The 26,774-nt window shown below is 67.0% G+C and carries 28 protein-coding genes; 17 read left to right on the forward strand and 11 right to left on the reverse strand.

Going from position 1 to position 26,774, the window contains the following annotated elements; all coding sequences use genetic code 11:
* The first annotated feature begins 99 nt into the window (after positions 1 to 99).
* The 8 genes from WFQ67_RS05975 to WFQ67_RS06010 all read left to right on the forward strand — a co-directional run bounded on the left by WFQ67_RS05975 (position 100) and on the right by WFQ67_RS06010 (position 6,010).
* Positions 100 to 900, forward strand: coding sequence for a DUF4349 domain-containing protein (locus tag WFQ67_RS05975; RefSeq protein ID WP_442969575.1), 801 nt, complete (start codon positions 100 to 102; stop codon positions 898 to 900).
* A 101-nt stretch (positions 901 to 1,001) separates the two neighbouring features.
* A complete protein-coding gene (locus WFQ67_RS05980) occupies positions 1,002 to 1,553 on the forward strand; it encodes an Rnf-Nqr domain containing protein (protein ID WP_213625992.1) in 552 nt (183 codons plus the stop codon).
* Positions 1,550 to 2,929: an electron transport complex subunit RsxB gene (rsxB, locus tag WFQ67_RS05985; protein WP_337056389.1), complete on the forward strand. Its 1,380-nt coding sequence runs from the start codon at positions 1,550 to 1,552 to the stop codon at positions 2,927 to 2,929. Before WFQ67_RS05980 ends, rsxB begins: the two co-directional genes overlap by 4 nt.
* Positions 2,926 to 3,927 carry an RnfABCDGE type electron transport complex subunit D gene (locus tag WFQ67_RS05990; RefSeq protein ID WP_337056390.1) on the forward strand — a complete coding sequence of 334 codons (1,002 nt, stop codon included), beginning with the start codon at positions 2,926 to 2,928 and terminating at the stop codon, positions 3,925 to 3,927. The genes rsxB and WFQ67_RS05990 overlap by 4 nt, the downstream gene beginning before the upstream one ends.
* Complete coding sequence (locus tag WFQ67_RS05995) at positions 3,924 to 4,526, forward strand: RnfABCDGE type electron transport complex subunit G (protein ID WP_213625995.1); 603 nt, start codon at positions 3,924 to 3,926, stop codon at positions 4,524 to 4,526. The genes WFQ67_RS05990 and WFQ67_RS05995 overlap by 4 nt, the downstream gene beginning before the upstream one ends.
* Complete coding sequence (locus WFQ67_RS06000; protein WP_213625996.1) at positions 4,523 to 5,068, forward strand: Rnf-Nqr domain containing protein; 546 nt, start codon at positions 4,523 to 4,525, stop codon at positions 5,066 to 5,068. Before WFQ67_RS05995 ends, WFQ67_RS06000 begins: the two co-directional genes overlap by 4 nt.
* Before the next feature lie 16 nt (positions 5,069 to 5,084).
* Complete coding sequence (gene nth, locus WFQ67_RS06005; RefSeq protein ID WP_213625997.1) at positions 5,085 to 5,723, forward strand: endonuclease III; 639 nt, start codon at positions 5,085 to 5,087, stop codon at positions 5,721 to 5,723.
* Between the two features lie 107 nt (positions 5,724 to 5,830).
* Entirely contained in the window at positions 5,831 to 6,010 is a 180-nt protein-coding gene (locus tag WFQ67_RS06010) for a PA3496 family putative envelope integrity protein (protein WP_173175969.1), read from the forward strand.
* A gap of 199 nt (positions 6,011 to 6,209) precedes the next feature.
* On the opposite strand, the gene gloA is transcribed toward WFQ67_RS06010, so the two are convergent.
* The 3 genes from gloA to WFQ67_RS06025 form a co-directional block, all read right to left on the reverse strand.
* Positions 6,210 to 6,602 carry a lactoylglutathione lyase gene (gene gloA / locus WFQ67_RS06015; RefSeq protein WP_213625998.1) on the reverse strand — a complete coding sequence of 131 codons (393 nt, stop codon included), beginning with the start codon at positions 6,600 to 6,602 and terminating at the stop codon, positions 6,210 to 6,212.
* 122 nt (positions 6,603 to 6,724) lie between these two features.
* Positions 6,725 to 7,942, reverse strand: a complete 1,218-nt coding sequence (locus tag WFQ67_RS06020; protein ID WP_173175965.1) for an argininosuccinate synthase — start codon at positions 7,940 to 7,942, stop codon at positions 6,725 to 6,727.
* A 127-nt stretch (positions 7,943 to 8,069) separates the two neighbouring features.
* Positions 8,070 to 9,008 carry a flagellar protein MotY gene (locus tag WFQ67_RS06025; RefSeq protein ID WP_173176267.1) on the reverse strand — a complete coding sequence of 313 codons (939 nt, stop codon included), beginning with the start codon at positions 9,006 to 9,008 and terminating at the stop codon, positions 8,070 to 8,072.
* A gap of 227 nt (positions 9,009 to 9,235) precedes the next feature.
* Here WFQ67_RS06025 and pyrC point away from each other — a divergent pair, with 227 nt between their 5' ends.
* The 4 genes from pyrC to bfr all read left to right on the forward strand — a co-directional run bounded on the left by pyrC (position 9,236) and on the right by bfr (position 12,085).
* A complete protein-coding gene (gene pyrC, locus WFQ67_RS06030; protein ID WP_213625999.1) occupies positions 9,236 to 10,282 on the forward strand; it encodes a dihydroorotase in 1,047 nt (348 codons plus the stop codon).
* Positions 10,279 to 10,953 carry a ribonuclease T gene (gene rnt / locus WFQ67_RS06035; RefSeq protein ID WP_173175961.1) on the forward strand — a complete coding sequence of 225 codons (675 nt, stop codon included), beginning with the start codon at positions 10,279 to 10,281 and terminating at the stop codon, positions 10,951 to 10,953. Before pyrC ends, rnt begins: the two co-directional genes overlap by 4 nt.
* 244 nt (positions 10,954 to 11,197) lie before the next feature.
* Positions 11,198 to 11,416, forward strand: coding sequence for a bacterioferritin-associated ferredoxin (locus WFQ67_RS06040; protein ID WP_111261086.1), 219 nt, complete (start codon positions 11,198 to 11,200; stop codon positions 11,414 to 11,416).
* A gap of 198 nt (positions 11,417 to 11,614) precedes the next feature.
* The gene (bfr, locus tag WFQ67_RS06045; RefSeq protein WP_173175959.1) at positions 11,615 to 12,085 is read left to right on the forward strand and encodes a bacterioferritin; all 471 of its coding nucleotides are present in this window, start codon (positions 11,615 to 11,617) and stop codon (positions 12,083 to 12,085) included.
* A gap of 57 nt (positions 12,086 to 12,142) precedes the next feature.
* Here the strand turns inward: bfr and grxD are convergent, their stop codons facing one another.
* The 3 genes from grxD to WFQ67_RS06060 all read right to left on the reverse strand — a co-directional run bounded on the left by grxD (position 12,143) and on the right by WFQ67_RS06060 (position 15,251).
* A complete protein-coding gene (grxD, locus tag WFQ67_RS06050; RefSeq protein ID WP_111261104.1) occupies positions 12,143 to 12,472 on the reverse strand; it encodes a Grx4 family monothiol glutaredoxin in 330 nt (109 codons plus the stop codon).
* Between the two features lie 95 nt (positions 12,473 to 12,567).
* Positions 12,568 to 14,676, reverse strand: coding sequence for a molybdopterin oxidoreductase family protein (locus tag WFQ67_RS06055; RefSeq protein WP_337056391.1), 2,109 nt, complete (start codon positions 14,674 to 14,676; stop codon positions 12,568 to 12,570).
* A 137-nt stretch (positions 14,677 to 14,813) separates the two neighbouring features.
* Positions 14,814 to 15,251, reverse strand: coding sequence for a hypothetical protein (locus tag WFQ67_RS06060; RefSeq protein ID WP_111261083.1), 438 nt, complete (start codon positions 15,249 to 15,251; stop codon positions 14,814 to 14,816).
* A 475-nt stretch (positions 15,252 to 15,726) separates the two neighbouring features.
* Between WFQ67_RS06060 and argF the strand changes: the two genes are divergently transcribed.
* Together argF and WFQ67_RS06070 are read left to right on the forward strand one after the other, a co-directional pair.
* Complete coding sequence (gene argF, locus WFQ67_RS06065) at positions 15,727 to 16,644, forward strand: ornithine carbamoyltransferase (protein WP_111261082.1); 918 nt, start codon at positions 15,727 to 15,729, stop codon at positions 16,642 to 16,644.
* Positions 16,641 to 17,747, forward strand: coding sequence for an ABC transporter ATP-binding protein (locus WFQ67_RS06070; RefSeq protein ID WP_213626001.1), 1,107 nt, complete (start codon positions 16,641 to 16,643; stop codon positions 17,745 to 17,747). The genes argF and WFQ67_RS06070 overlap by 4 nt, the downstream gene beginning before the upstream one ends.
* Here the strand turns inward: WFQ67_RS06070 and WFQ67_RS06075 are convergent.
* The 4 genes from WFQ67_RS06075 to ybaK form a co-directional block, all read right to left on the reverse strand.
* Positions 17,729 to 18,799 carry a GGDEF domain-containing protein gene (locus WFQ67_RS06075; protein WP_337056392.1) on the reverse strand — a complete coding sequence of 357 codons (1,071 nt, stop codon included), beginning with the start codon at positions 18,797 to 18,799 and terminating at the stop codon, positions 17,729 to 17,731. The genes WFQ67_RS06070 and WFQ67_RS06075 overlap by 19 nt on opposite strands.
* Positions 18,800 to 18,863: 64 nt before the next feature.
* Positions 18,864 to 19,655 carry a substrate-binding periplasmic protein gene (locus tag WFQ67_RS06080; RefSeq protein ID WP_337056393.1) on the reverse strand — a complete coding sequence of 264 codons (792 nt, stop codon included), beginning with the start codon at positions 19,653 to 19,655 and terminating at the stop codon, positions 18,864 to 18,866.
* 39 nt (positions 19,656 to 19,694) lie between these two features.
* Complete coding sequence (glpK, locus tag WFQ67_RS06085; RefSeq protein WP_337056394.1) at positions 19,695 to 21,191, reverse strand: glycerol kinase GlpK; 1,497 nt, start codon at positions 21,189 to 21,191, stop codon at positions 19,695 to 19,697.
* A 30-nt stretch (positions 21,192 to 21,221) separates the two neighbouring features.
* Positions 21,222 to 21,692 (reverse strand): Cys-tRNA(Pro) deacylase, encoded by a 471-nt coding sequence (ybaK, locus tag WFQ67_RS06090; RefSeq protein ID WP_213626005.1) that lies wholly within the window; start codon positions 21,690 to 21,692, stop codon positions 21,222 to 21,224.
* Between the two features lie 106 nt (positions 21,693 to 21,798).
* On the opposite strand from ybaK, the gene WFQ67_RS06095 reads away from it, so the two are divergent.
* Positions 21,799 to 22,557, forward strand: coding sequence for a DeoR/GlpR family DNA-binding transcription regulator (locus WFQ67_RS06095; RefSeq protein WP_111261076.1), 759 nt, complete (start codon positions 21,799 to 21,801; stop codon positions 22,555 to 22,557).
* Between the two features lie 135 nt (positions 22,558 to 22,692).
* Positions 22,693 to 24,219: a glycerol-3-phosphate dehydrogenase gene (gene glpD, locus WFQ67_RS06100; RefSeq protein WP_173175935.1), complete on the forward strand. Its 1,527-nt coding sequence runs from the start codon at positions 22,693 to 22,695 to the stop codon at positions 24,217 to 24,219.
* A gap of 124 nt (positions 24,220 to 24,343) precedes the next feature.
* On the opposite strand, the gene WFQ67_RS06105 is transcribed toward glpD, so the two are convergent.
* Positions 24,344 to 25,336 (reverse strand): alpha/beta fold hydrolase, encoded by a 993-nt coding sequence (locus tag WFQ67_RS06105; RefSeq protein WP_173175933.1) that lies wholly within the window; start codon positions 25,334 to 25,336, stop codon positions 24,344 to 24,346.
* 375 nt (positions 25,337 to 25,711) lie between these two features.
* Here WFQ67_RS06105 and glyA point away from each other — a divergent pair.
* Positions 25,712 to 26,774 (forward strand): serine hydroxymethyltransferase (glyA, locus tag WFQ67_RS06110; RefSeq protein ID WP_337056395.1); only part of this gene is annotated, 1,063 nt, incomplete at its 3' end.

Genomic DNA, 26,774 nt, shown 5'->3' on the forward strand with positions numbered 1-26,774 from the left:
CACGCTGTCCCTCACGAAGCGCCTGCCCGCTCACCGGCCAGGCGCTTCGTCGTTTCAGGAACCGACAAACCACGCGACACCACGCAAGGAACGCACATGATCAAGCACTGGACCCTGCCCCTGCTGCTGGCCCTCACCGCCCTGGCCGGCTGCTCCCCATCGGAGCGCGAGTCGAGCGGCGGTGCCGCCTTCCAGGGCGAAGCCTCCAAACCCGGCGCCTTCCTCGCCTACGAGCACCAGGTCTCCATCCACCTCGCCGCCGACAAGGTTGCCCCGCGCCTGGCCGCCGCCCGGGAAGCCTGCAATGACGGCCGCTTCGGCACCTGCGACCTGCTGGCCATCGAGCAGAGCCAGGGCGGCTACCGCGCCGGCCAGCTGGTGCTGCGCATCGTCCCCGAAGGCGTGGAGAAGATGGTCGCCCTGGCGGCCGAGGGCGGCACGCTGGAAAGCCGCAACACCCGCGCCGAGGACCTGGCCCAGGCAGTGGGCGACAACGCCCGCACCCGCGAGCGCCTGGAGCGCCAGTACAAGACCCTGGAAGCGTTCCAGGGGCGCAAGGACCTGGCCGTCGCCGACCTGCTGGCCCTGGCCCGGGAAATGGCCGAGCTGGAGGTGCAGCTGGCCGCCACCGCCCAGGAATCCGCCCAGCAGCAGCGCCGCATCGCCACCAACCTGCTGACCCTGGACTTCACCACCGACCAGCAGCGCCCGAGCCGCCTGTCGCGCATCGGCGATGCCGCCGCCGGCCTGCTGGACAACGCCACCGAGGGCACCGCCCAGGCCCTGGAGATGCTCGGCTACGGCATCCCCTTCGTGATCATCCTCTTCCCCCTGGCGCTGCTGGTGCGCTGGCTGTGGCGCAAATCCACGCGTCGCGGCAAGGCCGCCGCCCAGCCCTGAGCTAGCCTTGCTGACAAGGGCCGCGACCGCGCGGCCCTGTACCGCTCCGGCGGCATCCCGGATAATGCGCGGCCTTTTCGATAGACCCGACGCCCCTGACCATGACTGATTTCATCCTCGCCCTGCTCGGCGCAGCGCTGGTCAACAACCTGATTCTCGTCCTGCCCCTGGGCACCGACGCCCTGCGCCAGCCCCGCAGCCGCAGCCTGGCGCTGGCCGGCGGCCTGCTGCTGGCACTCGCCACGCCGCTGGCCTGGGCGCTGGACCGGCTGCTCGCGCCCCTGGGCCTCGGCTACCTGGGCATCGCCCTGTTCATCCCCGCCCTGCTGCCGCTGGCCTGGGCGAGCCTAGCCCTGCTCGCCCGCGCAGCGCCGCGCCTGCCCCGCGACGGCCTGCTGCCCCTGCTGCTGGGCAACGGCGCGGCACTGGGCGCCATGCTGCTGGCCGCTGCCGGTGATTTCACCAGCGCCATCGGCCTGGGCATCGGCGGCGGCATCGGCTTCTGGGTCGCCCTGCGCCTGTTCGACGACCTGTTGCAGCGTGTGGAGGCGGCCGACGTGCCCGCGCCCTTCCGCGGCCTGCCGGTGATGCTCGTCTGCGCCGGGCTGATGGGCGTTGCCCTGCTCGGCTTCAACGGCATGGTGGCGGCATGAACCAGGCCGCGCTGGTCGAGCGCCTCGATGCCCTGCTGCCGCAGACCCAATGCGGAAAATGCGGCCACCCCGGCTGCAAGCCCTACGCCGAAGGCATGGCCCGGGGCGAGGCGATCAACAAGTGCCCGCCCGGCGGCAACGCCACCATCATCGCCCTGGCCGATCTGCTGCACGTGCCGGCCCTGCCCCTAGAGGCGCCCGGCGGCCCGGTGCCGCCACAGCTGGCGTTCATCCGCGAGGCCGAGTGCATCGGCTGCACCAAGTGCATCCAGGCGTGCCCGGTGGACGCCATCGTCGGTGCCGCCAAGCAGATGCATACGGTGATCGCCGACGAATGCACCGGCTGCGAGCTGTGCGTCGCCCCTTGCCCGGTGGACTGCATCGACATCCTGCCCCTGGCGGAGCCCGCTGCCAGCCTGCAGCGCCAGCACGCCGACCAGTTCCGCCGCCGCTACGAACAACGCAACCGCCGCCTCGCCCGTGACGAAGCCCGCCGCCTGGCCGAGCGCGAAGCCCGTGCCGCCAGGGCCGCCCAGGCACAGGCGCGGCAGCAGGCCGCGGCCACCCCGGACCCGGTGCAGGCCGCCATCGAGCGGGTCAAGGCACAGAAGGCCGCCGCCGGCACCCAGACCGACCTGCAGAAACGCCTGAAGATCGAGGCCGCCCAGGCCCGGGTCGCCCTGGCCAAGGCCGAGAAGCAGCTGGAGGTCTATGGCACCTCCGACATCGCCGCCCAGGTGCAAGCGCTGCGCGTCGCCAACGCCAGGGCACAGGCCGCGCTGGAGGCCGCCAACCAGGCACCGGTGGCGGCCTTCGACGAAGCCGCCTACAAGAAGGCCAAGATCGCCGCTGCCATGGGCCGCACCCAGCTGGCCAAGGCGGAGAAGGCCTTCGGCGATGAGCCGACGCCCGAGCAACGCGCCCAACTGGAGGAGCTGCGCGGCGTCGTGACCCAGGCCGAAGCCGAGCTGGATCGCCTGCAGGGCGCCCAGGCCGCCGCCACCCCCACGCCGGGCATGGCCGCGCTGAAGCAGGCGAAGATCGCCCTGGTCAGCCGCCGCGCCGAACTGCGCAGCGCCGAGGCGCGGGGCGCCACCGAAACGGAGCTGGGCCCCCTGCGCCAGGCCCTGGCCGATGCCGAGCAGGCACTGCACGCCGCCGAGGACGCCAGCGGCAAGACCCCGCCGGACCTGCAACGCATCGACAGGAATCCCATCGACCCGGCCCTGCGCGCCCTGAAGACCGAGCTGGCCATGGCCCGCGCCGAGGTGAGCAAGCTGGAACGTCGCCAGCCCGTCGACGAACAGGCACTGACCCGCGCCCGTGAACGCCTGGAGCGCGCCCAGGCGCAGCTCGACGGGCACGCGGCATCATGACCGAGCAGCCCGGCTTCGACCCGCGCCCAGGCATGCGCCTGGTGTTGCTGGCCTGCCTGCCGGGCCTGTTCGCACTGCTCTGGCAATACGGCTGCGGCCCCCTGGTGCAACTGGCCATCGCCATCCCCACGGCGCTGGCCTGCGAGGCGCTGGTCCGGCACCTGCGCAACCAGCGCATCGCCCCGACCGACGCCTTGTTCGGCCTGGCGCCCCTGGCCGAGGGCGGCGCCCTGGTCACCGCCGTGCTGCTGGCGCTGGCGCTGCCGCCCTACGCGCCCTGGTGGCTGGCGCTGTGTGCAAGCGCGAGCGCCATCCTGCTCGGCAAGTCGCTGTTCGGCGGCTTCGGCCACAACCCCTTCAACCCGGCGATGCTCGGCTTCGCCCTCGCCCTGCTGGCCTTCCCCGCACAGTTCACCCACTGGCCCGCCGCAGGTCATGTCCATGGACTCTGGGCCACAGCGCACCAGGTGTTCGGCATCGGCGACGGCCTGGTGGACGGCTGGAGCCAGGCCACGGTGCTGGACAGCCTGCGCCACAACGATCGCCTGACCATCGACGAGCTGTTCGCCAGTCACAATGCCTTCGGGGGCGTCGGCGGGCGCGGAGTCGAGTGGGTCAACCTGGCCTTCCTCGCGGGCGGCCTGTTACTGCTGCAGCAGCGGGTGATCCGCTGGCACGCGCCCGTGGGCCTGCTCACCGCACTGTTCGTCATCGCGCTGCTGTGCTGGAACGGCAGCGGTTCGGACTCCAACGGCTCGCCGCTGCTGCACCTGTTCTCCGGCGCCACCATGCTCGGCGCCTTCTTCATCGTCACCGAGCCGGTCTCCGGCCCCTCCAGCGACCGTGCGCGCCTGCTGTTCGGTGTCGGCGTCGGCCTGCTGGTCTATGCGATCCGCACCTGGGGCGGCTACCCGGACGGGCTGGCCTTCGCGGTACTGGCCATGAACCTGCTGGTGCCGACACTGGAACGCCTGGCGGCGTGGAGCGAACGCCGATGAACGGCCGCGCCCTGGTAACGCTGCTGGCCCTGGCGCTGGCGGGAACCGCCCTGCTGGTCGCCCTGCAGCTGGGCCTCGCCCCGCGCATCGACGAGGCGCGCCAGGCGGCCGAGGAGCGCGCGCTGCTCGACCTGCTGCCGCCCGGCAGCTATGACAATCACCCCTTGCGCGAGCCCGTCGCCCTCCCGGATGCCGAAGCCCTGGGCCGCCCGGCGCCCGGCTCGGCGTGGCGGGCCCGCCGTGAGGGCCAGGTGGTGGCGCTGCTCCTGCCCGTCACGGGGCAAGGGTACGAAGGCCCGATCCGCCTGCTGCTGGCCATCGCCCCGGACGGCCGCCTGTTACGCAGCAAGGTGCTGGAGCACCGCGAGACCGCCGGTATCGGCGATCGCATCGAACCCTCACGCAGCCCCTGGCTGGCGAGCCTGGACGGCGTCTCGCTCGGCGCCCGGCCCGGGGAATGGCGGGTCAGGGCCGATGGCGGCGGATTCGACCAGATCGCCGGTGCCACCCTCACCTCGCGTGCCGTGCTCGCCGCGACCCAGCAGGGGTTGCGCTACTTCGACAGCCATCGCGAGCACTTGCTGGGAGCGGCGCCATGAAGCCCGTGGGCCCCCTGCCGCTGCTATGCCTGGCGCCGCTGCTGGGCACCAGCGACCTGCTGGTCAAGGCGCTGGGCATCACCCTGGTCGCCTTGCCGCTGCTGACGCTATTCGGCGCGGCGCTGCCCACCCTGCGCCGGCTGCTCCAGGGGCGCGCCCTGTGGCTCGGCGCCTCGCTGCTCGCCGGCGCGCTGATAGGCGCCGCGCAGTTGCTGATGCAGGCCGCAGCGTTCGAACTGCTGCGCGCGCTCGGCCCCTTCCTCGCCTTGCTGGCGTTGCCCTGCCTGCTGCTGGTGGCGCACGAGCCGGCCGGCCCTGGCATGGGCCTGCGCCAGGGGCTGGTGTTCGCGTCGTTCGCCCTGGCACTGGGCGCGCTGCGGGAACTGCTCGGCCATGCCAGCCTGCTGGCCCATGGCGAGTGGCTGGGCCTCGGAGCCCTGCACTGGCAGGCCGCGGCCGATGGCCTGCCGCTCTTCGCCTCGGCACCGGGAGGCCTTATCCTCCTCGGCCTGCTCCTGGCGCTAGCGCGCCTCAAACCCTAATCAGAAGCCCTCGACCATGAATGCCGCCAAACGCCTGGAAATCTTCCGCCGCCTGCATGAGGACAACCCCGAGCCCAAGACCGAGCTGGCCTATTCCTCGCCCTTCGAACTGCTGATCGCGGTGATCCTCTCCGCCCAGGCCACCGATGTCGGGGTGAACAAGGCCACGGCCAGGCTGTTCCCGGTGGCCAACACGCCGGAAGCCATTCATGCGCTGGGTGTGGAGGGGCTGTCGGAGTACATCAAGACCATCGGCCTCTACAACAGCAAGGCGAAGAATGTCATCGAGACCTGCCGCATCCTCGTCGAGAAGCACGGCAGCCAGGTGCCGCAGGAGCGCGAGGCGCTGGAGGCCCTGCCCGGCGTCGGTCGCAAGACCGCCAACGTGGTGCTCAACACGGCCTTCCGCCAGTTGGCCATGGCGGTGGACACGCACATCTTCCGCGTCAGCAACCGCACCGGCATCGCCCCCGGCAAGAACGTGCTGGAGGTGGAGAAGAAGCTGCTCAAATTCGTACCAAGGGATTACCTGCTCGACGCCCACCACTGGCTGATCCTGCATGGCCGCTACGTCTGCGTGGCCCGCAAGCCGCGCTGCGGCGCGTGCCGGATCGAGGACCTGTGCGAATACAAGGCGAAAACCTCGGACGATTGAAGCTTCATTGAATCGCCCAATGTTTCGATTGAAAAAATCTTTTTTACCGGCTCCGGCTTTGTCGCTATAAGGTGCGCCAATAGCGCCCCGCATCGTGGAGTGACCGTATGAGCACAGGCAAAGAAGAGATCGAGACCGAGGAAGACTTCGTCGCCGAAGACAGCGATGAAGGCGAAACTCCCGTCGAAGTTGCCAAGACCAACCTGACCAAGCGCCGCATCATCGACAACTACCTGGAAGAGCGCCGCCTGCAGAAGCAGTTGTCCGATTACGATTTCGACTTCTGATCTGTGAAGCCGCCGAAAGCCCCGCCGATGCGGGGCTTTTTGTTGGCCGGGTTTCACACCCCGCAGGTCGGCGCCGGGCCGGCGAGGCCCAACGCCGAGGGCCGAGGGCCGAACATGGACGCGTTGGGCTTCGTGCCTCTCCCCAACCTGCAGACGGAAAAAAGCCCCGCATCGGCGGGGCTTTTCAGGCTCTGGCGGCTCAGTCGTTGCGCGAGGGCGAGAGCAGTTCGATCTTGTAGCCGTCCGGGTCTTCGACGAAGGCCAGGATGCTGGTGCCGTGCTTCATCGGACCCGGCTCGCGGGTAATCTTGCCGCCACGGGCGCGGATGTCTTCGCAGGCCTTGTAGACATCGGCCACTTCCAGGGCGATATGGCCGTAGCCGGTGCCCAGCTCGTACTTGTCCACACCCCAGTTGTAGGTCAGCTCGATGACGCTGTTCTCGGCCTCGTTGCCGTAGCCGACGAAGGCCAGGGTGAACTGGCCGTCCGGGTAGTCCTTGCGACGCAGCAGGGTCATGCCCAGGACTTCGGTGTAGAAGGCGATGGATTTGTCCATGTCGCCGACGCGCAGCATGGTATGCAGCAGTCGCATCTCGGTTTCTCCTCATTGGCTTGAAACGACAAGCCCCGGCTCGTGACCGGGGCTTGGAAGGCAGCTTAAAGCCGGAAGCCCGAAGCGGGAAGTCTTCCCGCTTCAGGCTCTCGGCTTCCAGCTCAGAACAGCTTGCGACCCTTGCCGGCGGCGATGCGCATGCGCAGGGCGTTGAGCTTGATGAAGCCCGCCGCGTCCGCCTGGTTGTAGGCGCCGCCGTCTTCCTCGAAGGTCGCGATGTTGGCGTCGAACAGCGAGTCGTCGGACTTGCGGCCGACCACGATGACGTTGCCCTTGTAGAGCTTCAGGCGCACGACGCCGTTCACGTTGCTCTGGGAGGCGTCGATCATCTGCTGCAGCATCAGGCGCTCGGGGCTCCACCAGTAGCCGGTGTAGATCAGGCTAGCGTACTTGGGCATCAGCTCGTCTTTCAGGTGGGCCACTTCACGGTCCAGGGTGATGGACTCGATGGCGCGGTGGGCGCGCAGCATGATGGTGCCGCCGGGGGTCTCGTAGCAGCCACGGGACTTCATGCCGACGTAGCGGTTCTCGACGATGTCGAGGCGGCCGATGCCATTCTCGCCGCCGATGCGGTTCAGCTCGGTCAGCACCTGGGCCGGGGTCATGTCCTTGCCGTCGATGGCGACGATGTCACCGGCGCGGTAGGTGAGTTCGATGTAGGTCGGGGTGTCCGGCGCCGCTTCCGGCGACTTGGTCCACTTCCACATGTCCTCTTCGTGCTCGGTCCAGGTGTCTTCCAGCACGCCGCCTTCATAGGAGATGTGCAGCAGGTTGGCGTCCATGGAGTACGGGGACTTCTTCTTGCCGTGGCGCTCGATCGGGATGGCGTGCTTCTCGGCGTAGTCCATCAGCTTCTCGCGGGACAGCAGGTCCCACTCGCGCCAGGGGGCGATCACCTTCACGCCCGGCTTCAGCGCGTAGGCGCCCAGCTCGAAGCGGACCTGGTCGTTACCCTTGCCGGTGGCGCCATGGGAAATGGCGTCGGCGCCGGTCTCGTTGGCGATCTCGATCAGGCGCTTGGCGATCAGCGGGCGGGCGATGGAGGTACCCAGCAGGTACTCGCCTTCGTAGATGGTGTTGGCGCGGAACATCGGGAAGACGAAGTCGCGGACGAATTCTTCGCGCAGGTCGTCGATGTAGATTTCCTTGACGCCCATGGCCTGGGCCTTGGCGCGGGCCGGTTCGACCTCTTCGCCCTGACCGAGGTCGGCGGTGAAGGTCACCACTTCGCAGTTATAGGTGTCTTGCAGCCACTTGAGGATTACCGAGGTGTCCAGGCCACCGGAATACGCCAGGACAACCTTCTTCACGTCCGCCATGCCATCAACTCCACGGGGTTGTACGAAAAACCCGTGATTCTACTGACCCTGGCGGCCAAATTACAGTGGCGCGACAGGCAATGACGACCAAGCGACAGATTCTTTCGTCGAATCGACCTGAACGGAATCAGGAAGCAGCGCCCTGGGTGGCCTTGTCGGCCTCGGGGATGATCGGCGCGGGAGCGGCTGCGGGGGCTTCTGCAGGAGGCGCCTCGGCCTCGCGGGACAGGCTGAGGGTGACGCGGCGGTTCTTCGCGCGGTTGGCTTCGTTGTTGTTGGGCACCAACGGGTAGCGCTCGCCGTGGAAGCGCATGACCATGTGCGACTCGGGAATGCCGTTGGCCTTGAAGTAGTCGTACACGGCCAGGGCGCGGCGGCGCGACAGGTCGCGGTTGGTCAGGCGGTTGCCGGCGTTGTCGGAATGGCCGTCGATTTCGAGGTGATTGACGCTGGGATCGGCCTTCAGGTAGTCGAGGATGATCTCCAGCCGGGCCCGCGCCATCTCGTCCAGCGCCGTGCCGCCGCCGGCGAAGCCGACCTGGGCATTCTTGATCTGGTCGAAGTTGACCGGCAGCAGCTTGGTCGTGCAGGCGAGGTAGTCGTTGTAGGCCTTGTTGAACTTCACCGGCAACAGGCGCACCTCGATGGCATCGCCCCCCTGCAGGGTGCGGTGGCGCACCAGCGGGCTACGCCCTTCCAGCAGGCCGGCGAGCAGGCGACCGCCCTGGAGCTGGGAACTGTTGAAGGGCACATCGCCATTGCCGACGCTGACCGCGCCGAGGTTGATGTCGCCGCGTCCTGGCTGCCAGGGCGCGGCGGCGGCCAGCAGGGTGGCGGAGCCTGCGCCCAGCCAGCGCTCGCGGGCCTTGATGCGGAACGTCACCTGTTCGCCCGCGCGACGTACGAACTCGCCGCTGCCGAAATCGGTGATCGGTTGCGACAGGCGGCATTCGAACTTGTCCCCCTCGACCGTCCATTCGGCCTTCTCCAGGCGCGTCTGGAAGGTAATGGCCATGGCCGGAAGGCTGGCGAACAGGCTGAGCAGGGCGACATAGCGCTGGCGCACGGCGGCGGGCTCCACGGAGAAATTTCTGCACTCCCCAGGGCTATCGGTGGCGTCGGGTAAAACTTGAGTGGATTCGACGCATGCCCTTGTAGGAGAAGGCCAGCGGTGGCGCCCTCCCCCGTCACATCGTGAAAAGCCGCCGACGCCCTGAAACACAAGCCCCGCGTGCCCCGAAAAAGCTTTTCCGGTAGCATGCACGACGAGTTTTGCCCGCCTGGAAGCCCCCCATGTCCGACCGTTTGACCTTGCTGCGCCCCGACGACTGGCACATCCATCTGCGCGATGGTGCCGTGCTGTCCAACACAGTCGCCGATGCCGCGCGCACCTTTGGCCGCGCCATCATCATGCCCAACCTGGTGCCACCGGTGCGCAACGCCGAAGAGGCCGACGGCTATCGCCAGCGCATCCTCGCCGCACGCCCGGCCGGCAGCCGCTTCGAGCCGCTGATGGTGCTCTACCTCACCGATCGCACCAGCCCCGAGGACATCCGTGCGGCCAAGGCTTCCGGCTTCGTGCATGCTGCCAAGCTCTACCCGGCCGGCGCGACCACCAACTCGGATTCGGGCGTGACCCGCATCGACACGATCTTCCCGGCCCTGGAAGCCATGGCCGAGGTCGGCATGCTGCTGCTGGTGCACGGCGAGGTCACCCGCAGCGAAATCGACGTGTTCGACCGCGAGAAGGTCTTCATCGATGAGCACCTGCGTCGCGTGGTCGAGCGCTTCCCGACCCTGAAGGTGGTCTTCGAGCACATCACCACCCGCGATGCCGTGCAGTTCGTGGAATCGGCCTCGGCCAACGTCGGTGCCACCATCACCGCCCACCACCTGCTGTACAACCGCAACCACATGCTGGTCGGCGGCATCCGCCCGCACTTCTATTGCCTGCCGATCCTCAAGCGCAACGTGCACCAGGAAGCCCTGCTGGACGCAGCCACCGGTGGCGGCGAGCGCTTCTTCCTCGGCACCGACTCGGCACCGCATGCCAAGCACGCGAAGGAAGCGGCCTGCGGTTGCGCCGGCTGCTACACCGCCTACGCCGCCATCGAGCTCTATGCCGAAGCCTTCGAACAGCGCAACGCGCTGGACAAGCTGGAAGCCTTCGCCAGCAAGAACGGCCCGGACTTCTACGGCCTGCCGCGCAACACCGACACCATCACCCTGGTCCGTGAAGAATGGACCGCCCCTGCGAGCCTGCCGCTCGGCGAGCAGACCGTGATCCCGCTGCGCGCTGGCGAGACGCTGCGCTGGCGCCTGCTGGAGGACAACGCGTGAGCGAAGACCTGTACGACGAAGAGCTCGACGGCAGCCTGCCGCAAGGTCCCCGCCACCCGATGGCCGCCCGCTTCCGCGGCTACCTGCCGGTGGTGGTGGATGTCGAGACCGGCGGCTTCAATGCGGCCACCGACGCCCTGCTGGAGATCGCGGCGACCACCATCGCCATGGACGAACAGGGCTTCCTCTACCCGGATCACACCCACTTCTTCCGCGTCGAGCCCTTCGAGGGCGCCAACATCGAACAGGCGGCGCTGGAGTTCACCGGCATCAAGCTCGACCACCCGCTGCGCATGGCGGTTAGCGAGGAGCACGCGCTGAACGAAATCTTCCGGGGCCTGCGCAAGTCGATCAAGGCGAGCGGCTGCAAGCGCGCCATCCTCGTGGGGCACAACAGCAGCTTCGACCTGGGCTTCCTCAACGCGGCGGTGAACCGCACCGGGATCAAGCGCAACCCTTTCCACCCCTTCTCCAGCTTCGACACCGCGACCCTCGCGGGCCTCGCCTACGGCCAGACCGTACTGGCGAAAGCCTGCCAGGTGGCCGGCATCGAATTCGACGGCCGCGAAGCCCACTCTGCGCGCTACGACACCGAGAAGACCGCCGAGCTGTTCTGCGGCATCGTCAACCGCTGGAAGGAGATGGGCGGCTGGATGGAGGACGACGACTGACGTCCCCGCTCCAACGCCTCTATATAAGAAGGAAGCCCGGCCGATGCCGGGTTTTCTTTTGCCTGGATTCGACCCCTCTCGCCACCGAGCAGCAAGACGCTGCGTCCTCCCACTATCGGCCTGGAACCAGCCGCCCCCTCGGAAACGCTCTGGGACGGGGCCTGACGGACGGACTTTGACAATCATTCTCATTCTGATTAGTATCGCTTTCCATCAAGCCCACAACCGAGCATTGAGCCCACCCATGTACGTCTGTCTCTGCCAAGGTGTCACTGACGGCCACATTCGTGATGCGATCTATGAAGGCTGCTGCAGCTACCGCGAGGTCCGCGAGACCCTCGGCGTCGGCACCCAATGCGGCAAGTGCGCCTGCCTCGCCAAGCAGGTCGTGCGTGAAACCCTCTCGGACGTACGGAGCAGCCAGGCGTCCCTCGCCTACCCCGCGAGTTTCGTGCCTGCGTGAGGTGAAATAGTTTTGAAGAACCGGACCTGGCGTCCGGTTTTTTTATGCCTGCAATTCAAACAGTTAGCGCCAAGACGCAGAATCTAAACATTCTTATTCACATTCAAATTATCTTACATATCAATAACTTACGTTGACTTTGCCGGGCAACTGGATAAAATTCGACCACTTACACCCATTTGCACGGCAGGACTCCACATGAAAGGCGACAAGAAAGTCATCCAGCATCTCAACAAGATCCTCGGCAACGAACTTGTGGCCATCAACCAGTACTTCCTGCACGCGCGCATGTACGAGGACTGGGGCCTGGAGAAACTCGGCAAGCACGAGTACCACGAGTCCATCGACGAGATGAAGCACGCCGACAAGCTCATCAAGCGCATCCTCTTCCTGGAAGGCATTCCCAACCTGCAGGACCTGGGCAAGCTGATGATCGGCGAGAACACCAAGGAAATGCTCGCCAGCGACCTGAAGCTGGAGCTCAACGCCATCCCGGACCTGAAAGCCGCCATCGCCTACTGCGAGAGCGTCGGTGACTACGGCAGCCGCGAACTGCTGGAAGACATCCTCGAATCCGAGGAAGAGCACGTCGACTGGCTGGAGACCCAGCTGGGCCTGATCGAGAAGGTCGGCCTGGAGAACTACCTGCAGTCGCAGATGGACGAGTAAGACGTCCGGACATGAAAAAGCCCCGCATCGGCGGGGCTTTTCTTTTGCAGCGGGGAATCAGGCGCTGGCTTTCTTGCTCACCGCGTCCTTGATCAGCTGCTGCAGCTCACCCTTCTCGAACATCTCGGCGAGGATGTCGCTGCCGCCGACCAGTTCGCCATTCACCCACAGCTGGGGGAAGGTCGGCCAGTTGGCGTAGGTGGGCAGGTTGGCGCGGATTTCCGGGTTCTGCAGGATGTCGACGTAGGCGAATTTCTCGCCACAGCCCATGACGACCTGAGCGGCACGTGCCGAGAAGCCGCACTGGGGCGCATTCGGCGAGCCTTTCATGTACAGCAGTACGGTGTTGTTGGCGATCTGCTCTTTGATGGTTTCGATGATATCCATGGCTACCTCGGCTGAACGTTCCGACTCGTCGGTCGGCAGGATGGCGGCATTGTAACGGAAGTCCGAGCTCAACGCTCGGACTTGCCCCGCGACATTCAGGCCGCCACCACCTCCACCGGCACGCCATTGAGTGCGGCGTTGCCGGAGACCGCATCCAGATACCGCTCGTCGGTCAGGTCGTTGGCACTGGCCCCCGGCTGCTCGCTGGCGATGCCCATCATCACGCCCGGGCGCGCATGCCCCCAGCCGTGGGGCAGGCTGACGACGCCGGCCATCATCTCCTCGCTGGCCGCCACCTCGACCTCGATCATCCCGACCCGCGAACGCACCTTCACCCGCTGGCCATCGACCAGCCCACGACGCTCCAGGTCGCCCGGGTTCATCAGCAGCTGGTGACGCGGCTTGCCCTTCACCAGCCGGTGGTAGTTGTGCATCCAGGAGTTGTTGCTGCGTACGTGACGGCGGCCGATCAGCACCAGCCCGCCTTCCTCGGGTGCGGCCTGCGTGGCGAAGCGGGCCAGGTCGTCGAGGAAGATCGAGGGGGCTGCGACCACCCGCTTGTCGGTTGTTTTCAGGCGACCCGCCAGGTTGGGCTTGAGCGCGCCCAGGTCCAGCCCGTGGGGGAACTCGCCCAGGCGCTGGACGGACAGCTTGTGCTCGGAACGATCGCCATAGGGGCCGAAGCGCAGGCCCATGTCGATCATCTGCCTGGGCTCCAGGGTCGGCTTCAGCTCCACGCCGGTACGCGCCGCGAACGCCTTGGCCAGGCCGACGAAGATCTCCCAGTCATGCAATGCACCCTGGGGCTTGGCCAGCACCGGCTCGTTGAAGCGGGTGACGTTACGCACGGCGAAGAGGTTGAAGGTGGTGTCGTAGTGATCATGTTCCAGCGGCGCGGTGGGCGGCAGGATCAGGTCGGCGTAGCGCGTCGTCTCGTTGATGTAAAGGTCGATGCTGAGCATGAACTCCAGCCCGTCGAGGGCCTGTTCGAGGCGTCGCCCGTTGGGAGTGGACAGCACCGGATTGCCGGCGACCGTCACCAACGCGCGGATCTGCCCCTCACCCGGGGTCAGCATCTCCTCGGCCAGGGCCGAGACGGGCAGCTCGCCACCGTACTCCGGCAGCCCGGAGACGCGACTCTGCCAGCGGTTGAAATGACCGCCCGAAGTGGTTGCGACCAGGTCCACGGCCGGCTCCGTGCAGAGGACACCGCCGACGCTGTCGACGTTGCCGGTGACCAGGTTGATCACCTGGATCAGCCACTGGCAAAGGCTGCCGAAGGCCTGGGTGGAAACCCCCATGCGCCCGTAGCAGACGGCGCTCCCGGCAGCGGCGAAGTCACGCGCCAGCTGGCGGATGGCGGCGGGATCGATGCCGCAACGCGGGCCCATGGCCTCGGCGGTGAACGCGGCGATGGCACGGCGGACCTCGTCCAGCCCGTCGACCGCCAGGTGCGTCGGACGGCCAAGCCCCTCTTCGAACAGGGTGTTGAGCAATGCCAGCAGCAGCGCTGCATCCTGCCCCGGCCGCACGAACAGGTGCTGGTCGGCGATGGCGGCCGTCTCGCTGCGACGCGGGTCCACCACCACCAGGCGGCCGCCGCGCGCCTTGATGGCCTTCAGGCGCTTCTCCACGTCGGGCACGGTCATGATGCTGCCGTTGGACGCCAGCGGGTTGCCGCCGAGGATCAGCATGAAATCGGTGTGGTCGATGTCGGGGATGGGAATCAGCAGGCCGTGGCCGTACATCTGCTGGCTCACCAGGTGGTGGGGCAACTGGTCCACGGAGGTGGCGGAGAAGCGGCTGCGGGTCTTCAGCAGGCCCAGGAAGTAGTTGCTATGGGTCATCAACCCATAGTTGTGCACGCTCGGGTTGCCCTGGTACACGGCCACTGCGTTATTGCCGTGGCGCGCCTGGATGTCGGCCATGCGCTCCGCCACCAGTGCGAACGCCTCGTCCCAGCCGATGGGTTGCCACTCGCTGCCGGCGCGGCGCATGGGCTGGCGCAGGCGGTCGGGGTCGTTCTGGATGTCCTGAAGGGCAACGGCCTTGGGACAGATGTGGCCACGGCTGAAGCTGTCCTGGGCATCCCCCTTGATGGACAGGATGTGCCGGGAGCCATCTTCCCGATCCTCGGTTTCGATGGTCAGCCCGCAGATGGCTTCGCAGAGATGGCATGCACGGTGGTGAACGGACTTGGTCATGGCCTTGCCTCATGTTCTTGTGTCGAGACGACCGGTCGGGTCGCAAGGGTAGAACTATGGAAGCAGATCGATCGGTCGGCCAGTAGATTCAATGATATGAATCGGCAGGCATCAGGCCTGCCGATTCGCTTCGCGGGTCAGCGGATGGACTGGATGGTGCCCTTGTTGCCGGTCACCTTGGCGCTCACTTTCTTGAAGACGAAATAGTCCTGGATGGTGAGCTCGTAGCGCGGCGCCACGATCAGGTCGGCACCGGAGGATTTGACGGCCTTGAACGCGGCAGCGGATTTCACCGCCGAGATGGGATCGGGCCCGAAAGGCAGGCTGCCACCGGCATCACCGCCGTAGACCACGCCATCAGCGAACTGGGAGTCGCCGCCGAACTGCAGGAAGTGGAACAGGATGTTCACTTCGGACTGGCCACTGATCGGCTCGCCTACCGCCACGTCGGCCTTCAGGCCGGTCTTGACGTTGCCGTTGAGCGGTGAGCTCGGCTGGCTGACGTTGTAGCTGCTGCAACCGGTCATACCGGCGATTGCGACGACCAGGGCGGCAGGTACGAGGAACTTCTTCATTGGTATCTCCATGATCAGAACATGCTGGCCGGACCCAACATCCATAGGCGGGCCCCGCCCCCGAAACCGGATGATTTCGAGGCGGCACAAGCTAGCAACGCACCCTGCGTCACATAAGTTCATGCAGGCTGATTTGTCCTCTGGAAATTTCCCAAACCCCACCTTTTCGCCGAATTTCCTTGCATTGGGCCAGGCGTTCGTGCCACCCGGTCCGGCCGCTATCCCTGGCAGCACTCTCTGCTTAACGCTCAGGATGGTTTCCGCCCCGCCCCTCGACCAGACACCGAAGAAGACGCCCGCACACCTCTGGCACGGGCCCTTCGAGGCACTGGTTGGCAGAGTGCGACAATTCCTTATAAGATCGCGCCTCCCCCTATTCCGTCGCCCCGTGCGGCTTAGCCCGCCGGTCCCGCCTGCTTTTCCCTGAAAAAACCGACCAGGACCCGCGGCCAGAGGCAAAAAAAGGTAGTCAGCAATGAGCGCAAGGCACTTTCTCTCCCTGATGGATTGCACCCCCCAGGAGCTGAGCAGCCTGATCCGTCGAGCCATCGAGCTGAAGGACCTGCGCCACCGAGGCGTCCCCTACGAGCCCCTGAAGAGCCGCGTGCTGGGCATGATCTTCGAGAAGGCCTCCACCCGCACCCGCCTCTCCTTCGAGGCCGGCATGATCCAGCTCGGCGGCCAGGCTATCTTCCTCTCGCCCCGCGACACGCAGCTAGGCCGGGGCGAGCCGATCAGCGACTGCGCCATCGTCATGTCGCGCATGCTCGATGCGGTGATGATCCGCACCTTCGCCCACAGCAAGCTGGTGGAATTCGCCGCCAACTCGCGCGTTCCGGTGATCAACGGCCTGTCCGACGACCTGCACCCCTGCCAGTTGCTGGCCGACATGCAGACCTTCCAGGAACACCGCGGCGCCATCCAGGGCAAGACCGTGGCCTGGATCGGCGATGGCAACAACATGTGCAACACCTATATAGAAGCGGCGATCCAGTTCGACTTCCGCCTCAACGTCGCCTGCCCCGAGGGCTTCGAGCCCAACCCGGCGTTCCTCGCCCAGGCCGGCGACCGCGTGCAGGTGATGCGCGACCCGCGTGAAGCGGTACGCGGCGCCCACCTGGTGAGCACCGACGTCTGGACCTCCATGGGCCAGGAAGAGGAGACCGCGCGGCGCCTTGCGCTGTTCAAGCCCTACCAGGTGAACCAGGCGCTGCTTGCGCTGGCCGATGAAGCGGTTATCTTCATGCACTGCCTGCCGGCGCACCGGGGCGAGGAAATCAGCATGGACCTGCTCGACGACCCGCGTTCCGTGGCCTGGGACCAGGCAGAAAACCGTCTGCATGCGCAAAAGGCGCTGCTGGAACTCCTCGTCGAACACGCGTCCCGAGCATGAGCCACGAACTGCTTCTAAACCTGCGCAACCTGAGCTGCGGCTACCAGGACCAGCGCGTCGTACAGAACCTCAACCTGCACCTCAACGCCGGCGACATCGGATGCCTGCTGGGGCCGTCCGGATGCGGCAAGACCACCACCCTGCGCGCCATCGCCGGCTTCGAACCCGTATTCGAAGGCGAGATAGTGCTGGCCGGCGAGGTGATCTCCAGGGCCGGCTTCACCCTGGCCCCGGAAAAGCGCCGCATCGGCATGGTGTTCCAGGACTACGCGCTGTTCCCCCACCTCACGGTGGAGGAGAACGTCGCCTTCGGCATCCGCAAGCACCCCGAGCGCGAGCGCATCACCGGCGAGCTGCTGGAGCTGGTCAAGCTCGGCCACCTCGCCAAGCGCTACCCCAACGAGCTCTCCGGCGGCCAGCAGCAACGCGTGTCCCTGGCCCGCGCCCTGGCGCCGGAGCCGGCGCTGCTGCTGCTCGACGAGCCCTTCTCCAACCTCGACGGCGAGCTGCGCCGCCGCCTCAGCCATGAGGTGCGCGACATCCTCAAGGCCCGCGGCACCAGCGCCGTGCTGGTGACCCACGACCAGGAAGAGGCCTTCGCGGTCAGCGACCAGGTGGGCGTGTTCAACAACGGCAACCTGGAGCAGTGGGACACCCCCTACAACCTCTACCACGAGCCGGCGACCCCCTTCGTCGCCAGCTTCGTCGGCCAGGGCTACTTCATCCGTGGCCAGCAGGTCTGCCCGGATACGGTCCAGACCGAGCTCGGGGTGATCAGCGGCAACCGTGCCTACGCCTGGCCGGAAGGCAGCGCGGTGGACGTGCTGCTGCGCCCGGACGACATCGTCCCGGCGCCCGATGGCACGCTCAGGGCATTGGTGACCGGCAAGACCTTCCTCGGCGCCGCCACCCTCTACCGCCTGCAACTGCCCACCGGCACCCAGCTGGAAGCCATCTTCCCCAGCCATGCCGACCACCAGCCCGGCCAGCACGTGGGCATCCGCGTGGCCGCCGACCACCTGGTGGTGTTCCCCGCCAACGGCAGCGTCGCCACCCAGGCCGTGCAGGACGCGGGCGTGCGCCGCTACAGCACGGCGAGCTGATCGCGGCCGCTGTGCTTGGCCTCATAGAGCGCCATGTCGACCCGCAGCAGGCTGTCTTCCCAGGACTCGCCGGGCCGATAGGCGCTGACCCCGAGGGACAGCGTCAGCTTCAGGCCCGGGCATTGATCCCAGTGCGCGGCGCGCACCTTGGCCTGCAAGCGCTCCAGCATCACCTCGGCGCCCGCCTCGTTGGTGCGTGAAAGCACCAGCAGGAACTCCTCGCCGCCCAGCCGCGCGACGAAGTCCACGTCCCTCACCGAGTCCTGGAGCATCTTCGACAATTGGCGCAGCACCGCGTCGCCACAGCCGTGGCCATAGCGATCGTTGACGTTCTTGAAGTAGTCCAGGTCCACCAGGCAGAGCACGAAGCCATAGTCGCCACGATCGGCCAGGGCCTTCTGCTGGGCCAGGATATCCTTGGTGAAACGGCGGTTGTAAAGCCCAGTGAGCTCATCGGTGATGGCCAGCTTCTGGATGCTTTCCAAAGCCACGCGCAGGTCGTTGTTGCGCTGCACCAGGCTGCGCCGCAGGCCGTTCATCTCCAGCGAAAGCAGGCCGACGCCGGTCAGCAGCACGAAGAACTCCACCGCCTGGATCGCCTCGCTGTGCAGGTCGAGTTCCCGCCCCGAGGCGACCAGCGAGCTGATGAGCAGGGCGTAGCACACAGCGGTCAGCAGGATCACCAGCAGGAAGCCGCGCAACTGCAGGCGGAAGGTGCCGAACATCAGCACCAGCAGCACCGTCATCAAAAACAGCAGGCGCAGCTCGCCGGCATGGTAGGCGGTGGCGAAGATCACGCAGATCGCCCAGCTCATCAGCGGCAGCGTCAGGCTGGGATCGTGGAAGCGCAGGTTGAGGTTGCTGCGCACCAGGGCCAGGAACGCCAGGCAACTGAGCCCGACCAGGCCCGTGAGCATGAGCATGCCGCCCAGGCTCAGGCCCAGGTAGCCGGCGGCGTGCGCCGACCAGCACAACAGCAGGAACAACAACGATGCACCGCTGGCCAGCGATACCCTTCGCAGGCGCAACAGCTGATGTCGGGAGGGCTGCATGGGCTCCCCTTTCTTGGCGATGAATGGCCGGGAGTATAGACAGGCGTCGTGATCCCGCCGCCAATCAGGGCGTGGTCACGCCATAGCTGCGCATCAGCGCATCCAGCCGGCCCGAAGCCCGATAGCGCTGCAGCCCCTCCTCGAACAGGGCGTTGTAGCGTGCGCTGGCCTCGATGGCGGGGGAAAACGCCAGGTAGATGGGCACATCCGGGGCGCGGCAGCCCGCCGCCTGCAGGCGATCCTGCTGAAGGGTTCGGGCCAGCAGGTTCTCCATCACCCAGCTGTTCTCCACCGTAGCATCGAGGCGCCCGAAGCGCACCTTCTCCACGTTCATCTCCAGAGCCTGCTCGCCCGACACCACCTGCACCCGGTCGCCTTTCGCGCGGTGCAGGCGGACGTAGGCATCGATCTCCTGCCCATAGCTGTAGCTGTTGATGGTGCCCAGGCGCACCTGCGCGAGCGAACCCAGCCCCTGGTAGCGCCAGGACGCCCCCTGGGCGACGTAGAAGCACATGCGCGAGATGCCCGGCGCCGTGGGCGTGTAGAGGAAATCGGGAGCGTCCTGGATACCGGCGCCGATCACCGCATTGAGCTTGCCGGTGCGGGCATCGCTGATGGCGCGCGCCCAGTTGACCACCCGGTACTCAACCTGGATGCCGGACTCGGCGAAGATGTCCCGCGCCAGCTCGACGAAGATGCCCGGCTTGGCCGAGCCGGGCGCGCAGTTGATCGGGCACCAGATATCGCCGGCAATGACCAGCGTCTCGGCACGCACGGGGCCGATGGCGAACAACGCGGCCAGCCCGAAGGCCAGGCCGCGCGCACGGCGATGACGGAAAGCATCCCTGAAATACACGTAGAACTCCCTGTGTTGCGACCAACTCCAGCGTGCAGCTTACGCCTCGCCGGCCTCGCTGCGTACCCGCTGGACGGCATCCAGCCATCCCTCGTAAAGCCTGGCCCGGTGCGCGCTCGCCATGTGCGGGGTGAAGCGCTGCTGGCGGTGCCAGTGCCGGGCGATCTCGTCGAGGTCGCGGTACAGCCCCACCTTCAGGCCCGCCAGGTAGGCGGCGCCCAGGGCGGTGGTCTCGGTGACCTCGGGGCGCTCCACCGCCACGCCGAGGATATCGGCGAGGAACTGCATCACCCAGTTGTTCTCCACCATGCCGCCGTCCACCCGCAGCGCGCTGGGTGCCGCGGCGCCGTCCTGGCTCATGGCTTCGAGCAGGTCGCGGGTCTGGTAGCAGACCGACTGCAGGCCGGCGGTGACGATTTCCTTGATCCCGGTATCGCGGGTCAGGCCGAAGATCGCGCCACGGGCGCGCGGGTCCCAGTAAGGAGCGCCCAGGCCGGTGAAGGCCGGCACCAGGTAGACGCCGCAGGCATCGCCGGTCTGCTCGGCCAACGCCTCGGTATCGCGGGCATGGCTGATCAGCTTGATGCCGTCGCGCAGCCATTGCACCGCCGCGCCGGCGACGAAGATGCTGCCTTCCACCGCGTAGGTGACCTTGCCGTCCAGGCGGTAGCCGACCGTGGTCAGCAGGCGGTTGCGCGAGGTGACGGGCGTCTCGCCGGTGTTCTGGATCAGGAAGCAGCCGGTGCCGTAGGTGCTCTTGACCATGCCCGGCTGGAAGCAGGCCTGGCCGATCAGCGCGGCCTGCTGGTCGCCGGCCATGCCCAGCACCGGGATGGCCGAGCCCAGCAGCGGCGCCTCGGTGGTGCCGAAGTCGGCGGCGCTGTCGAGCACCTCGGGCAGCAGGCTGGCGGGAATCTCGAACAGCTCGAGCAGCGCCTCGTCCCACTGCTGGGTATGGATGTTGAAGAGCATGGTCCGCGACGCATTGGTGGCGTCGGTGCGGTGCGCCTTGCCGCCGGTCAGCCGCCACAGCAGGAAGCAGTCGACGGTGCCGAAGCGCAGCTCGCCCTTCTCCGCGCGTTCGCGGGCACCCGGCACGTTGTCAAGGATCCAGCGCAGCTTGGTGGCGGAGAAATAGGGGTCGATCAGCAGGCCGGTACGGCGCGACACCTCGTCCTCGTGGCCGGCCTCCTTCATCGTCGAGCAATAGTCGGCGGTGCGCCGGTCCTGCCAGACGATGGCCGGGTGGATCGGCGTGCCGGTCGCGGCGTCCCACACCAGGGTGGTCTCGCGCTGGTTGGTGATGCCGATGGCGGCGATCTCGGACGCGGGCATCCCGCTCTTCTGGATCGCCTCGCGGCAGACCTTGAGCGTGGTCAGCCAGATTTCCTCGCCGTCATGCTCGACCCAGCCGTCCTTGGGGAAGTACTGCTTGAACTCCTGCTGAGCGCGCGCAACGGGCAGGCCCTGGGCGCTGAAGACGATGGCACGACTGCTGGTCGTGCCCTGATCGATGGCAAGTAGGTACTGGGCCATATGCAGGCTTCCTTGTTGTTATGGGGGGCGTCACTCGCGGCCGATCGCCGCGAACTGCGCCTGGGTGTGCTGGGCCAGGGTGTCCGCACTCAGCTCGACCTCCAGGCCACGCCGGCCGGCGCTGACATGGATGGTCGGGTGCGAACGGGCCGATTCGTCGATGAAGGTGCGCAGGCGCTTCTTCTGCCCCAGCGGGCTGATGCCGCCCACCAGGTAACCGGTGGCGCGCTGGGCTGCGTCCGCCGCCGCCATGTCCGCCTTCTTGGCCCCGGCCGCATGGGCCAGCGCCTTCAGGTCGAGGGTCCCGGCCACCGGCACCACGGCCACCAGCAGCTCGCCCTTCTCGGTGGCGGCCAGCAGCGTCTTGAACACCCGCGCCGGGTCCAGGCCGAGCTTCTCGGCCGCTTCCAGCCCGTAGGAAGGCGCCTTGGGATCGTGGGTGTAGCTGAGCACCCTGTGCTCGGCCTTGGCTTTCTTCAGCAGATCGATGGCAGGCGTCATGTTCGATAGTGAAAACAGGAGGGCGAATTGGGCGTACCTTAGCTGAAAAGTCGCCGTTCGGCAGCACGCCGCTATAATGCGCGACAAAAATCCGGAAGCCCTCCCCATGACCTTGGCGCCCCGCCAGCAGGAAATCCTCGACCTCGCCCGCGACCGCGGCTACGTCAGCATCGACGAGCTGGCCCAGGCCTTCGCCGTGACCCCCCAGACCATCCGCCGCGACATCAACCAGCTCGCCGAGCAGGGCCTGCTGCGGCGCACCCACGGCGGCGCCGCCAGCGAGGCGTCGAGCATCCAGAACACCGCCTACGCCATGCGCGCCGGACAGATGCGCGACGAGAAGCAGCGCATCGCCGAAGCCGTGGCGGCACTGATCCCGGACCACGCCTCGCTGTTCATCAACATCGGCACCACCACCGAGGCCATCGCCCGGGAACTGCTGGGCCACAAGGGCCTGAAGGTGATCACCAACAACCTGCACGTGGCCGCGCAACTGGCCGACCGCCCGGACTTCGAGGTGCTGGTGGCCGGCGGCACGGTGCGCAGCGACGGCGGCATCGTCGGCCAGTCGGCGGTGGACTTCATCCAGCAGTTCAAGGTGGACTTCGCCATCGTCGGCATCAGCGGCATCGACGACGACGGCAGCCTGCTGGATTTCGACTACCAGGAAGTGCGCGTCTCCCAGGCCATCATCGACAACGCCCGCCAGGTCCTGCTGGCCGCCGACTCCAGCAAGTTCGGCCGCAACGCCGTGGTCCGCCTGGGCTCCATCGCCCTGGTCGACCGCATGATCACCGACCACGCGCCCTCCCCCGCCCTGGCCCGCCTGATGGCCGAGCACAAGGTCCACCTCGACCTGGTCTGAGCCACCCCACCGGCCAATTCCTTTCGTCGCCCACCCGCCGGCCACCACGCCGGCGGGCTGGCGGTTTCATGCGTATTCGTCTAGCATTTTTCGAAAACGAACATACAAAGTTCACTTTCGACTTCCGGTGCCCGCATGAACCCTCCGATGAGCCGCAAATCGCCCATTTCCGAAGTCTATGACCTCGCCGTCGTCGGCGGCGGCATCAATGGTGTGGGCATCGCCGCCGATGCGGCGGGCCGTGGACTGTCCGTTTTCCTTTGCGAAAAGGACGACCTCGCCCAACACACCTCCTCCGCCAGCAGCAAGCTGATCCACGGCGGCCTGCGCTACCTGGAGCACTATGAATTCCGCCTGGTGCGCGAGGCCCTGGCCGAGCGCGAGGTGCTGCTGGCCAAGGCGCCGCACATCGTCCGCCCCATGCGCTTCGTGCTGCCGCACCGCCCGCACCTGCGCCCCGCCTGGATGATCCGCGCCGGCCTGTTCCTCTACGACCACCTCGGCAAGCGCGAGAAGCTGCCGGGTTCGCGCGGCCTGAAGTTCGGCGCCGGCAGCCCGCTGAAGGCGGACATCGCCCGGGGTTTCGAATATTCCGACTGCTGGGTCGACGACGCCCGCCTGGTGGTACTCAACGCCATGGCCGCCCGCGAGCACGGTGCCCATGTCCACACCCGTACCCGCTGCGTCAGCGCCCGTCGCAGCAAGGGCCTGTGGCACATCCACCTGGAGCGCGCCGACGGCACCCTGCTGTCGATCCGCGCCCGCGCCCTGGTCAACGCCGCCGGCCCCTGGGTCGCGAAGTTCATCAAGGACGACCTCAAGCAGAAATCGCCCTACGGCATCCGCCTGATCCAGGGCAGCCACATCGTCGTGCCGAGGCTGTACGAGGGTGAACACGCCTACATCCTGCAGAACGAGGATCGGCGCATCGTCTTCGCCATCCCCTACCTCGAGCGCTTCACCCTGATCGGCACCACCGACCGCGAATACCAGGGCGACCCGGCCAAGGTGGCCATCAGCGCCGAGGAAACCGCCTACCTGCTGGACGTGGTCAACCGCCACTTCAAGCAACAGATCGGCGAGAAGGACATCTTGCGCACCTACTCCGGCGTCCGCCCGCTGTGCGATGACGAGTCGGACGACCCGTCCGCCGTCACCCGCGACTACACCCTGTCCCTGGAGGCCCATCCGGGCGAGGCACCGCTGCTCTCGGTGTTCGGCGGCAAGCTCACCACCTACCGCAAGCTGGCCGAATCCGCCCTGGCCCAGCTGGCGCCCTTCTTCCCCAACGCCAAGCCGAGCTGGACCGCCAGCCAGCCGCTCCCCGGCGGGGAACAGATGAACAGCCAGGCCGAACTGGCCGAAGCCCTGTGCAACCGTTTCGGCTGGCTGCCCGACAGCCTGGCGCGGCGCTGGGCCGGCACCTACGGCAGCCGCACCTGGGCGCTGCTGGACGGCGTGCAGAACCTCACCGACCTGGGCGAACACCTGGGCAGTGGCCTGTACACGCGTGAAGTGGATTACCTGTGCCGCGAGGAGTGGGCCACCGGCCTGGACGACATCCTCTGGCGCCGCACCAAGCTCGGCCTGTTCATGACCCCCGGCCAGCAGGAGCGCCTCGCCCAGTACCTGCTCAACCGCCCCAAGGCCGACGCCGCCTGACCTGATCCCAGGTCCACGCTGCGACCCGGGCTGAAGCCCGGGCTACCCAGTAGTCCGGGATGCGGCTCGCCACCACCCCCACACCGTCATCCCCGCGAACGCGGGGACCCACTGAACAAAGCCCTCACAGCTGCGCCACGTGCCCATCCACCTGCCGATGGGCCAGCAGGTGCGGCAGTACCGCCGCCAGCAGGGGCTCCTTGAAAGCCTCCTGGAAGCGATGGGCCAGGCCCGGGATCAGCTTCAGCTCCGACCCCTTGATATGCGCCGCCACATGCACGCCATGCATCACCGGCAGCAACGGATCGGCGGTGCCGTGCACCACCAGGGTCGGCACGCTCAGGCGGTTGAGCATCTCCACCCGGCTCGGCTCGGCGAGGATCGCCAGCATCTGCCGCTGCACCCCCTCGGGGTTGAAGGCGCGGTCATAGGCCCGCGCAGCCTGTTGCAGCAGTTGCGCACGGTCATCGGCCACCTCCGGGCTGCCCAGTGCGGCCAGCAGATCGGCCTGCTGCTCCAGCGCCACCTCGCGGCTCGGCGCCTCGCGACGGGCCAGCAGGGCGATCAGCGCATGGCTCGGAGCCGGCAGCCCCTGGGCGCCGGAACTGGTCATCACCAGGGTCAGGCTCAGCACCCGTTCCGGCGCGATATCGGCCACATGCTGGGCGATCATCCCGCCCATGCTCGCGCCCAGTACATGGGCCTGGCGGATGTTCAGGGCGTCCATCAGGCTCAGCGCGTCCCCCGCCATGTCACGCAGGCTGTAGGGCGCCTGCACCGGGAAGCCCAGGCGGTAGCGCAGCGCCTCGTAGGTCAGGTTGGCGGCAGGTTCAGGGTGACTCCAGGCGGACAGGCCGACATCGCGGTTGTCATAGCGGATCACCCGGAACCCCCGCTCGCAGAGCGCCGCCACCACCTCGTCCGGCCAGTGGATGAGCTGCCCGCCCAGCCCCATGATCAGCAGCAGGGCCGGGTCCTTTTCCTCGCCGATGCTCTGGTAGGCCAGGCGCACCTCGCCCAGGTGCACGGTCTCCGTCGGCACCTGCGTATCGCAGCGCGCAGAGGCAAAAGCTGGCAGGCCGCACAGCAAGGCGGCGAGAAAAATGAAAAGGCGCATGGTGAAAATCCAGAACGCAAAACCCCAGTGAAACGCGATTCTGATGAATCCCTTTCGCTCGCACTGCCACACAACCGTGACAATTTCATGAAGGGCGCCCAACGGTCGTTGCAGGCTCGTGCATGGGCCCTTCCCAGGCGCCTCGTATCGATTTCATTCCGGCGTATCGACAACGCTACAGCGGCTGCGGGCCATGGCAGCCGTGAGTCTGACCGCCACCGGGCCGACCCGGTTCGGACGGCTGTAGCGAAATCCCTACAGCGGCGCCGCAGCGCAGGGCCGGCCCAACGAGCAACCCATTGATAAACCTGGCTTTCCCGGCACTGGCACCGCCCTTGCTACCGTTCTCCCCAGGACCATGACCGAGGACGTCCCATGTTCAGCAAGCACGACCAGATCCAGGGCTACGACGACGAACTGTTCAGCGCCATGCAGGAAGAGGAGCGCCGCCAGGAAGACCACATCGAGCTGATCGCCTCCGAGAACTACACCAGCCAGCGGGTGATGCAGGCCCAGGGCAGCGGCCTGACCAACAAGTACGCCGAGGGCTACCCGGGCAAGCGCTACTACGGTGGCTGCGAGTACGTCGACAAGGTCGAGCAACTGGCCATCGACCGCGCCAAGGCCCTGTTCGGCGCCGACTACGCCAACGTCCAGCCGCACTCCGGCTCCTCCGCCAACGCCGCCGTCTACCTGGCGCTGATCAATGCCGGCGACACCATCCTCGGCATGAGCCTGGCCCACGGCGGCCACCTGACCCACGGTGCCAAGGTGTCGTCCTCCGGCAAGCTCTACAACGCCGTGCAGTACGGCATCGACACCAGCACCGGGCTGATCGACTACGACGAGGTCGAGCGCCTGGCCGTCGAGCACAAGCCGAAGATGATCGTCGCCGGCTTCTCCGCCTATTCGAAGACCCTCGACTTCCCGCGCTTCCGCGCCATCGCCGACAAGGTCGGGGCACTGCTGTTCGTCGACATGGCCCACGTCGCCGGCCTGGTCGCCGCCGGCCTCTATCCCAACCCGCTGCCCTACGCCGACGTGGTCACCACCACCACCCACAAGACCCTGCGCGGCCCGCGCGGCGGCCTGATCCTGGCGCGCAAGAACGAGGAGATCGAGAAGAAGCTCAACTCCGCCGTCTTTCCCGGTGCCCAGGGCGGCCCGCTGATGCACGTCATCGCCGGCAAGGCGGTGTGCTTCAAGGAGGCTTTGGAGCCCGGCTTCAAGACCTACCAGGCGCAGGTGATCAAGAACGCCCAGGCCATGGCCAAGGTATTCATCGAGCGCGGCTTCGACGTGGTCTCCGGCGGCACCGACAACCACCTGTTCCTGGTCAGCCTGATCAAGCAGGGCCTGACCGGCAAGGACGCCGACGCCGCCCTGGGCCGCGCCGGCATCACCGTGAACAAGAACGCCGTGCCCAACGACCCGCAAT

The organism is Pseudomonas sp. USHLN015, assembly GCF_037153275.1.
Lineage (GTDB): Bacteria > Pseudomonadota > Gammaproteobacteria > Pseudomonadales > Pseudomonadaceae > Metapseudomonas > Metapseudomonas tohonis.

What these genes read in the sequence shown, in the direction of transcription:
- WFQ67_RS05980 (WP_213625992.1), top strand. Translation starts at nt 1,002, where the DNA reads ATGACTGATTTCATCCTCGCCCTGCTCGGCGCAGCGCTGGTCAACAAC.
- rsxB (WP_337056389.1), top strand. Translation starts at nt 1,550, where the DNA reads ATGAACCAGGCCGCGCTGGTCGAGCGCCTCGATGCCCTGCTGCCGCAG.
- WFQ67_RS05990 (WP_337056390.1), top strand. Translation starts at nt 2,926, where the DNA reads ATGACCGAGCAGCCCGGCTTCGACCCGCGCCCAGGCATGCGCCTGGTG.
- WFQ67_RS05995 (WP_213625995.1), top strand. Translation starts at nt 3,924, where the DNA reads ATGAACGGCCGCGCCCTGGTAACGCTGCTGGCCCTGGCGCTGGCGGGA.
- WFQ67_RS06000 (WP_213625996.1), top strand. Translation starts at nt 4,523, where the DNA reads ATGAAGCCCGTGGGCCCCCTGCCGCTGCTATGCCTGGCGCCGCTGCTG.
- nth (WP_213625997.1), top strand. Translation starts at nt 5,085, where the DNA reads ATGAATGCCGCCAAACGCCTGGAAATCTTCCGCCGCCTGCATGAGGAC.
- WFQ67_RS06010 (WP_173175969.1), top strand. Translation starts at nt 5,831, where the DNA reads ATGAGCACAGGCAAAGAAGAGATCGAGACCGAGGAAGACTTCGTCGCC.
- gloA (WP_213625998.1), bottom strand. Translation starts at nt 6,602, where the DNA reads ATGCGACTGCTGCATACCATGCTGCGCGTCGGCGACATGGACAAATCC.
- WFQ67_RS06020 (WP_173175965.1), bottom strand. Translation starts at nt 7,942, where the DNA reads ATGGCGGACGTGAAGAAGGTTGTCCTGGCGTATTCCGGTGGCCTGGAC.
- pyrC (WP_213625999.1), top strand. Translation starts at nt 9,236, where the DNA reads ATGTCCGACCGTTTGACCTTGCTGCGCCCCGACGACTGGCACATCCAT.
- WFQ67_RS06040 (WP_111261086.1), top strand. Translation starts at nt 11,198, where the DNA reads ATGTACGTCTGTCTCTGCCAAGGTGTCACTGACGGCCACATTCGTGAT.
- bfr (WP_173175959.1), top strand. Translation starts at nt 11,615, where the DNA reads ATGAAAGGCGACAAGAAAGTCATCCAGCATCTCAACAAGATCCTCGGC.
- grxD (WP_111261104.1), bottom strand. Translation starts at nt 12,472, where the DNA reads ATGGATATCATCGAAACCATCAAAGAGCAGATCGCCAACAACACCGTA.
- WFQ67_RS06055 (WP_337056391.1), bottom strand. Translation starts at nt 14,676, where the DNA reads ATGACCAAGTCCGTTCACCACCGTGCATGCCATCTCTGCGAAGCCATC.
- WFQ67_RS06060 (WP_111261083.1), bottom strand. Translation starts at nt 15,251, where the DNA reads ATGAAGAAGTTCCTCGTACCTGCCGCCCTGGTCGTCGCAATCGCCGGT.
- argF (WP_111261082.1), top strand. Translation starts at nt 15,727, where the DNA reads ATGAGCGCAAGGCACTTTCTCTCCCTGATGGATTGCACCCCCCAGGAG.
- WFQ67_RS06070 (WP_213626001.1), top strand. Translation starts at nt 16,641, where the DNA reads ATGAGCCACGAACTGCTTCTAAACCTGCGCAACCTGAGCTGCGGCTAC.
- WFQ67_RS06075 (WP_337056392.1), bottom strand. Translation starts at nt 18,799, where the DNA reads ATGCAGCCCTCCCGACATCAGCTGTTGCGCCTGCGAAGGGTATCGCTG.
- glpK (WP_337056394.1), bottom strand. Translation starts at nt 21,191, where the DNA reads ATGGCCCAGTACCTACTTGCCATCGATCAGGGCACGACCAGCAGTCGT.
- ybaK (WP_213626005.1), bottom strand. Translation starts at nt 21,692, where the DNA reads ATGACGCCTGCCATCGATCTGCTGAAGAAAGCCAAGGCCGAGCACAGG.
- WFQ67_RS06095 (WP_111261076.1), top strand. Translation starts at nt 21,799, where the DNA reads ATGACCTTGGCGCCCCGCCAGCAGGAAATCCTCGACCTCGCCCGCGAC.
- glpD (WP_173175935.1), top strand. Translation starts at nt 22,693, where the DNA reads ATGAACCCTCCGATGAGCCGCAAATCGCCCATTTCCGAAGTCTATGAC.
- WFQ67_RS06105 (WP_173175933.1), bottom strand. Translation starts at nt 25,336, where the DNA reads ATGCGCCTTTTCATTTTTCTCGCCGCCTTGCTGTGCGGCCTGCCAGCT.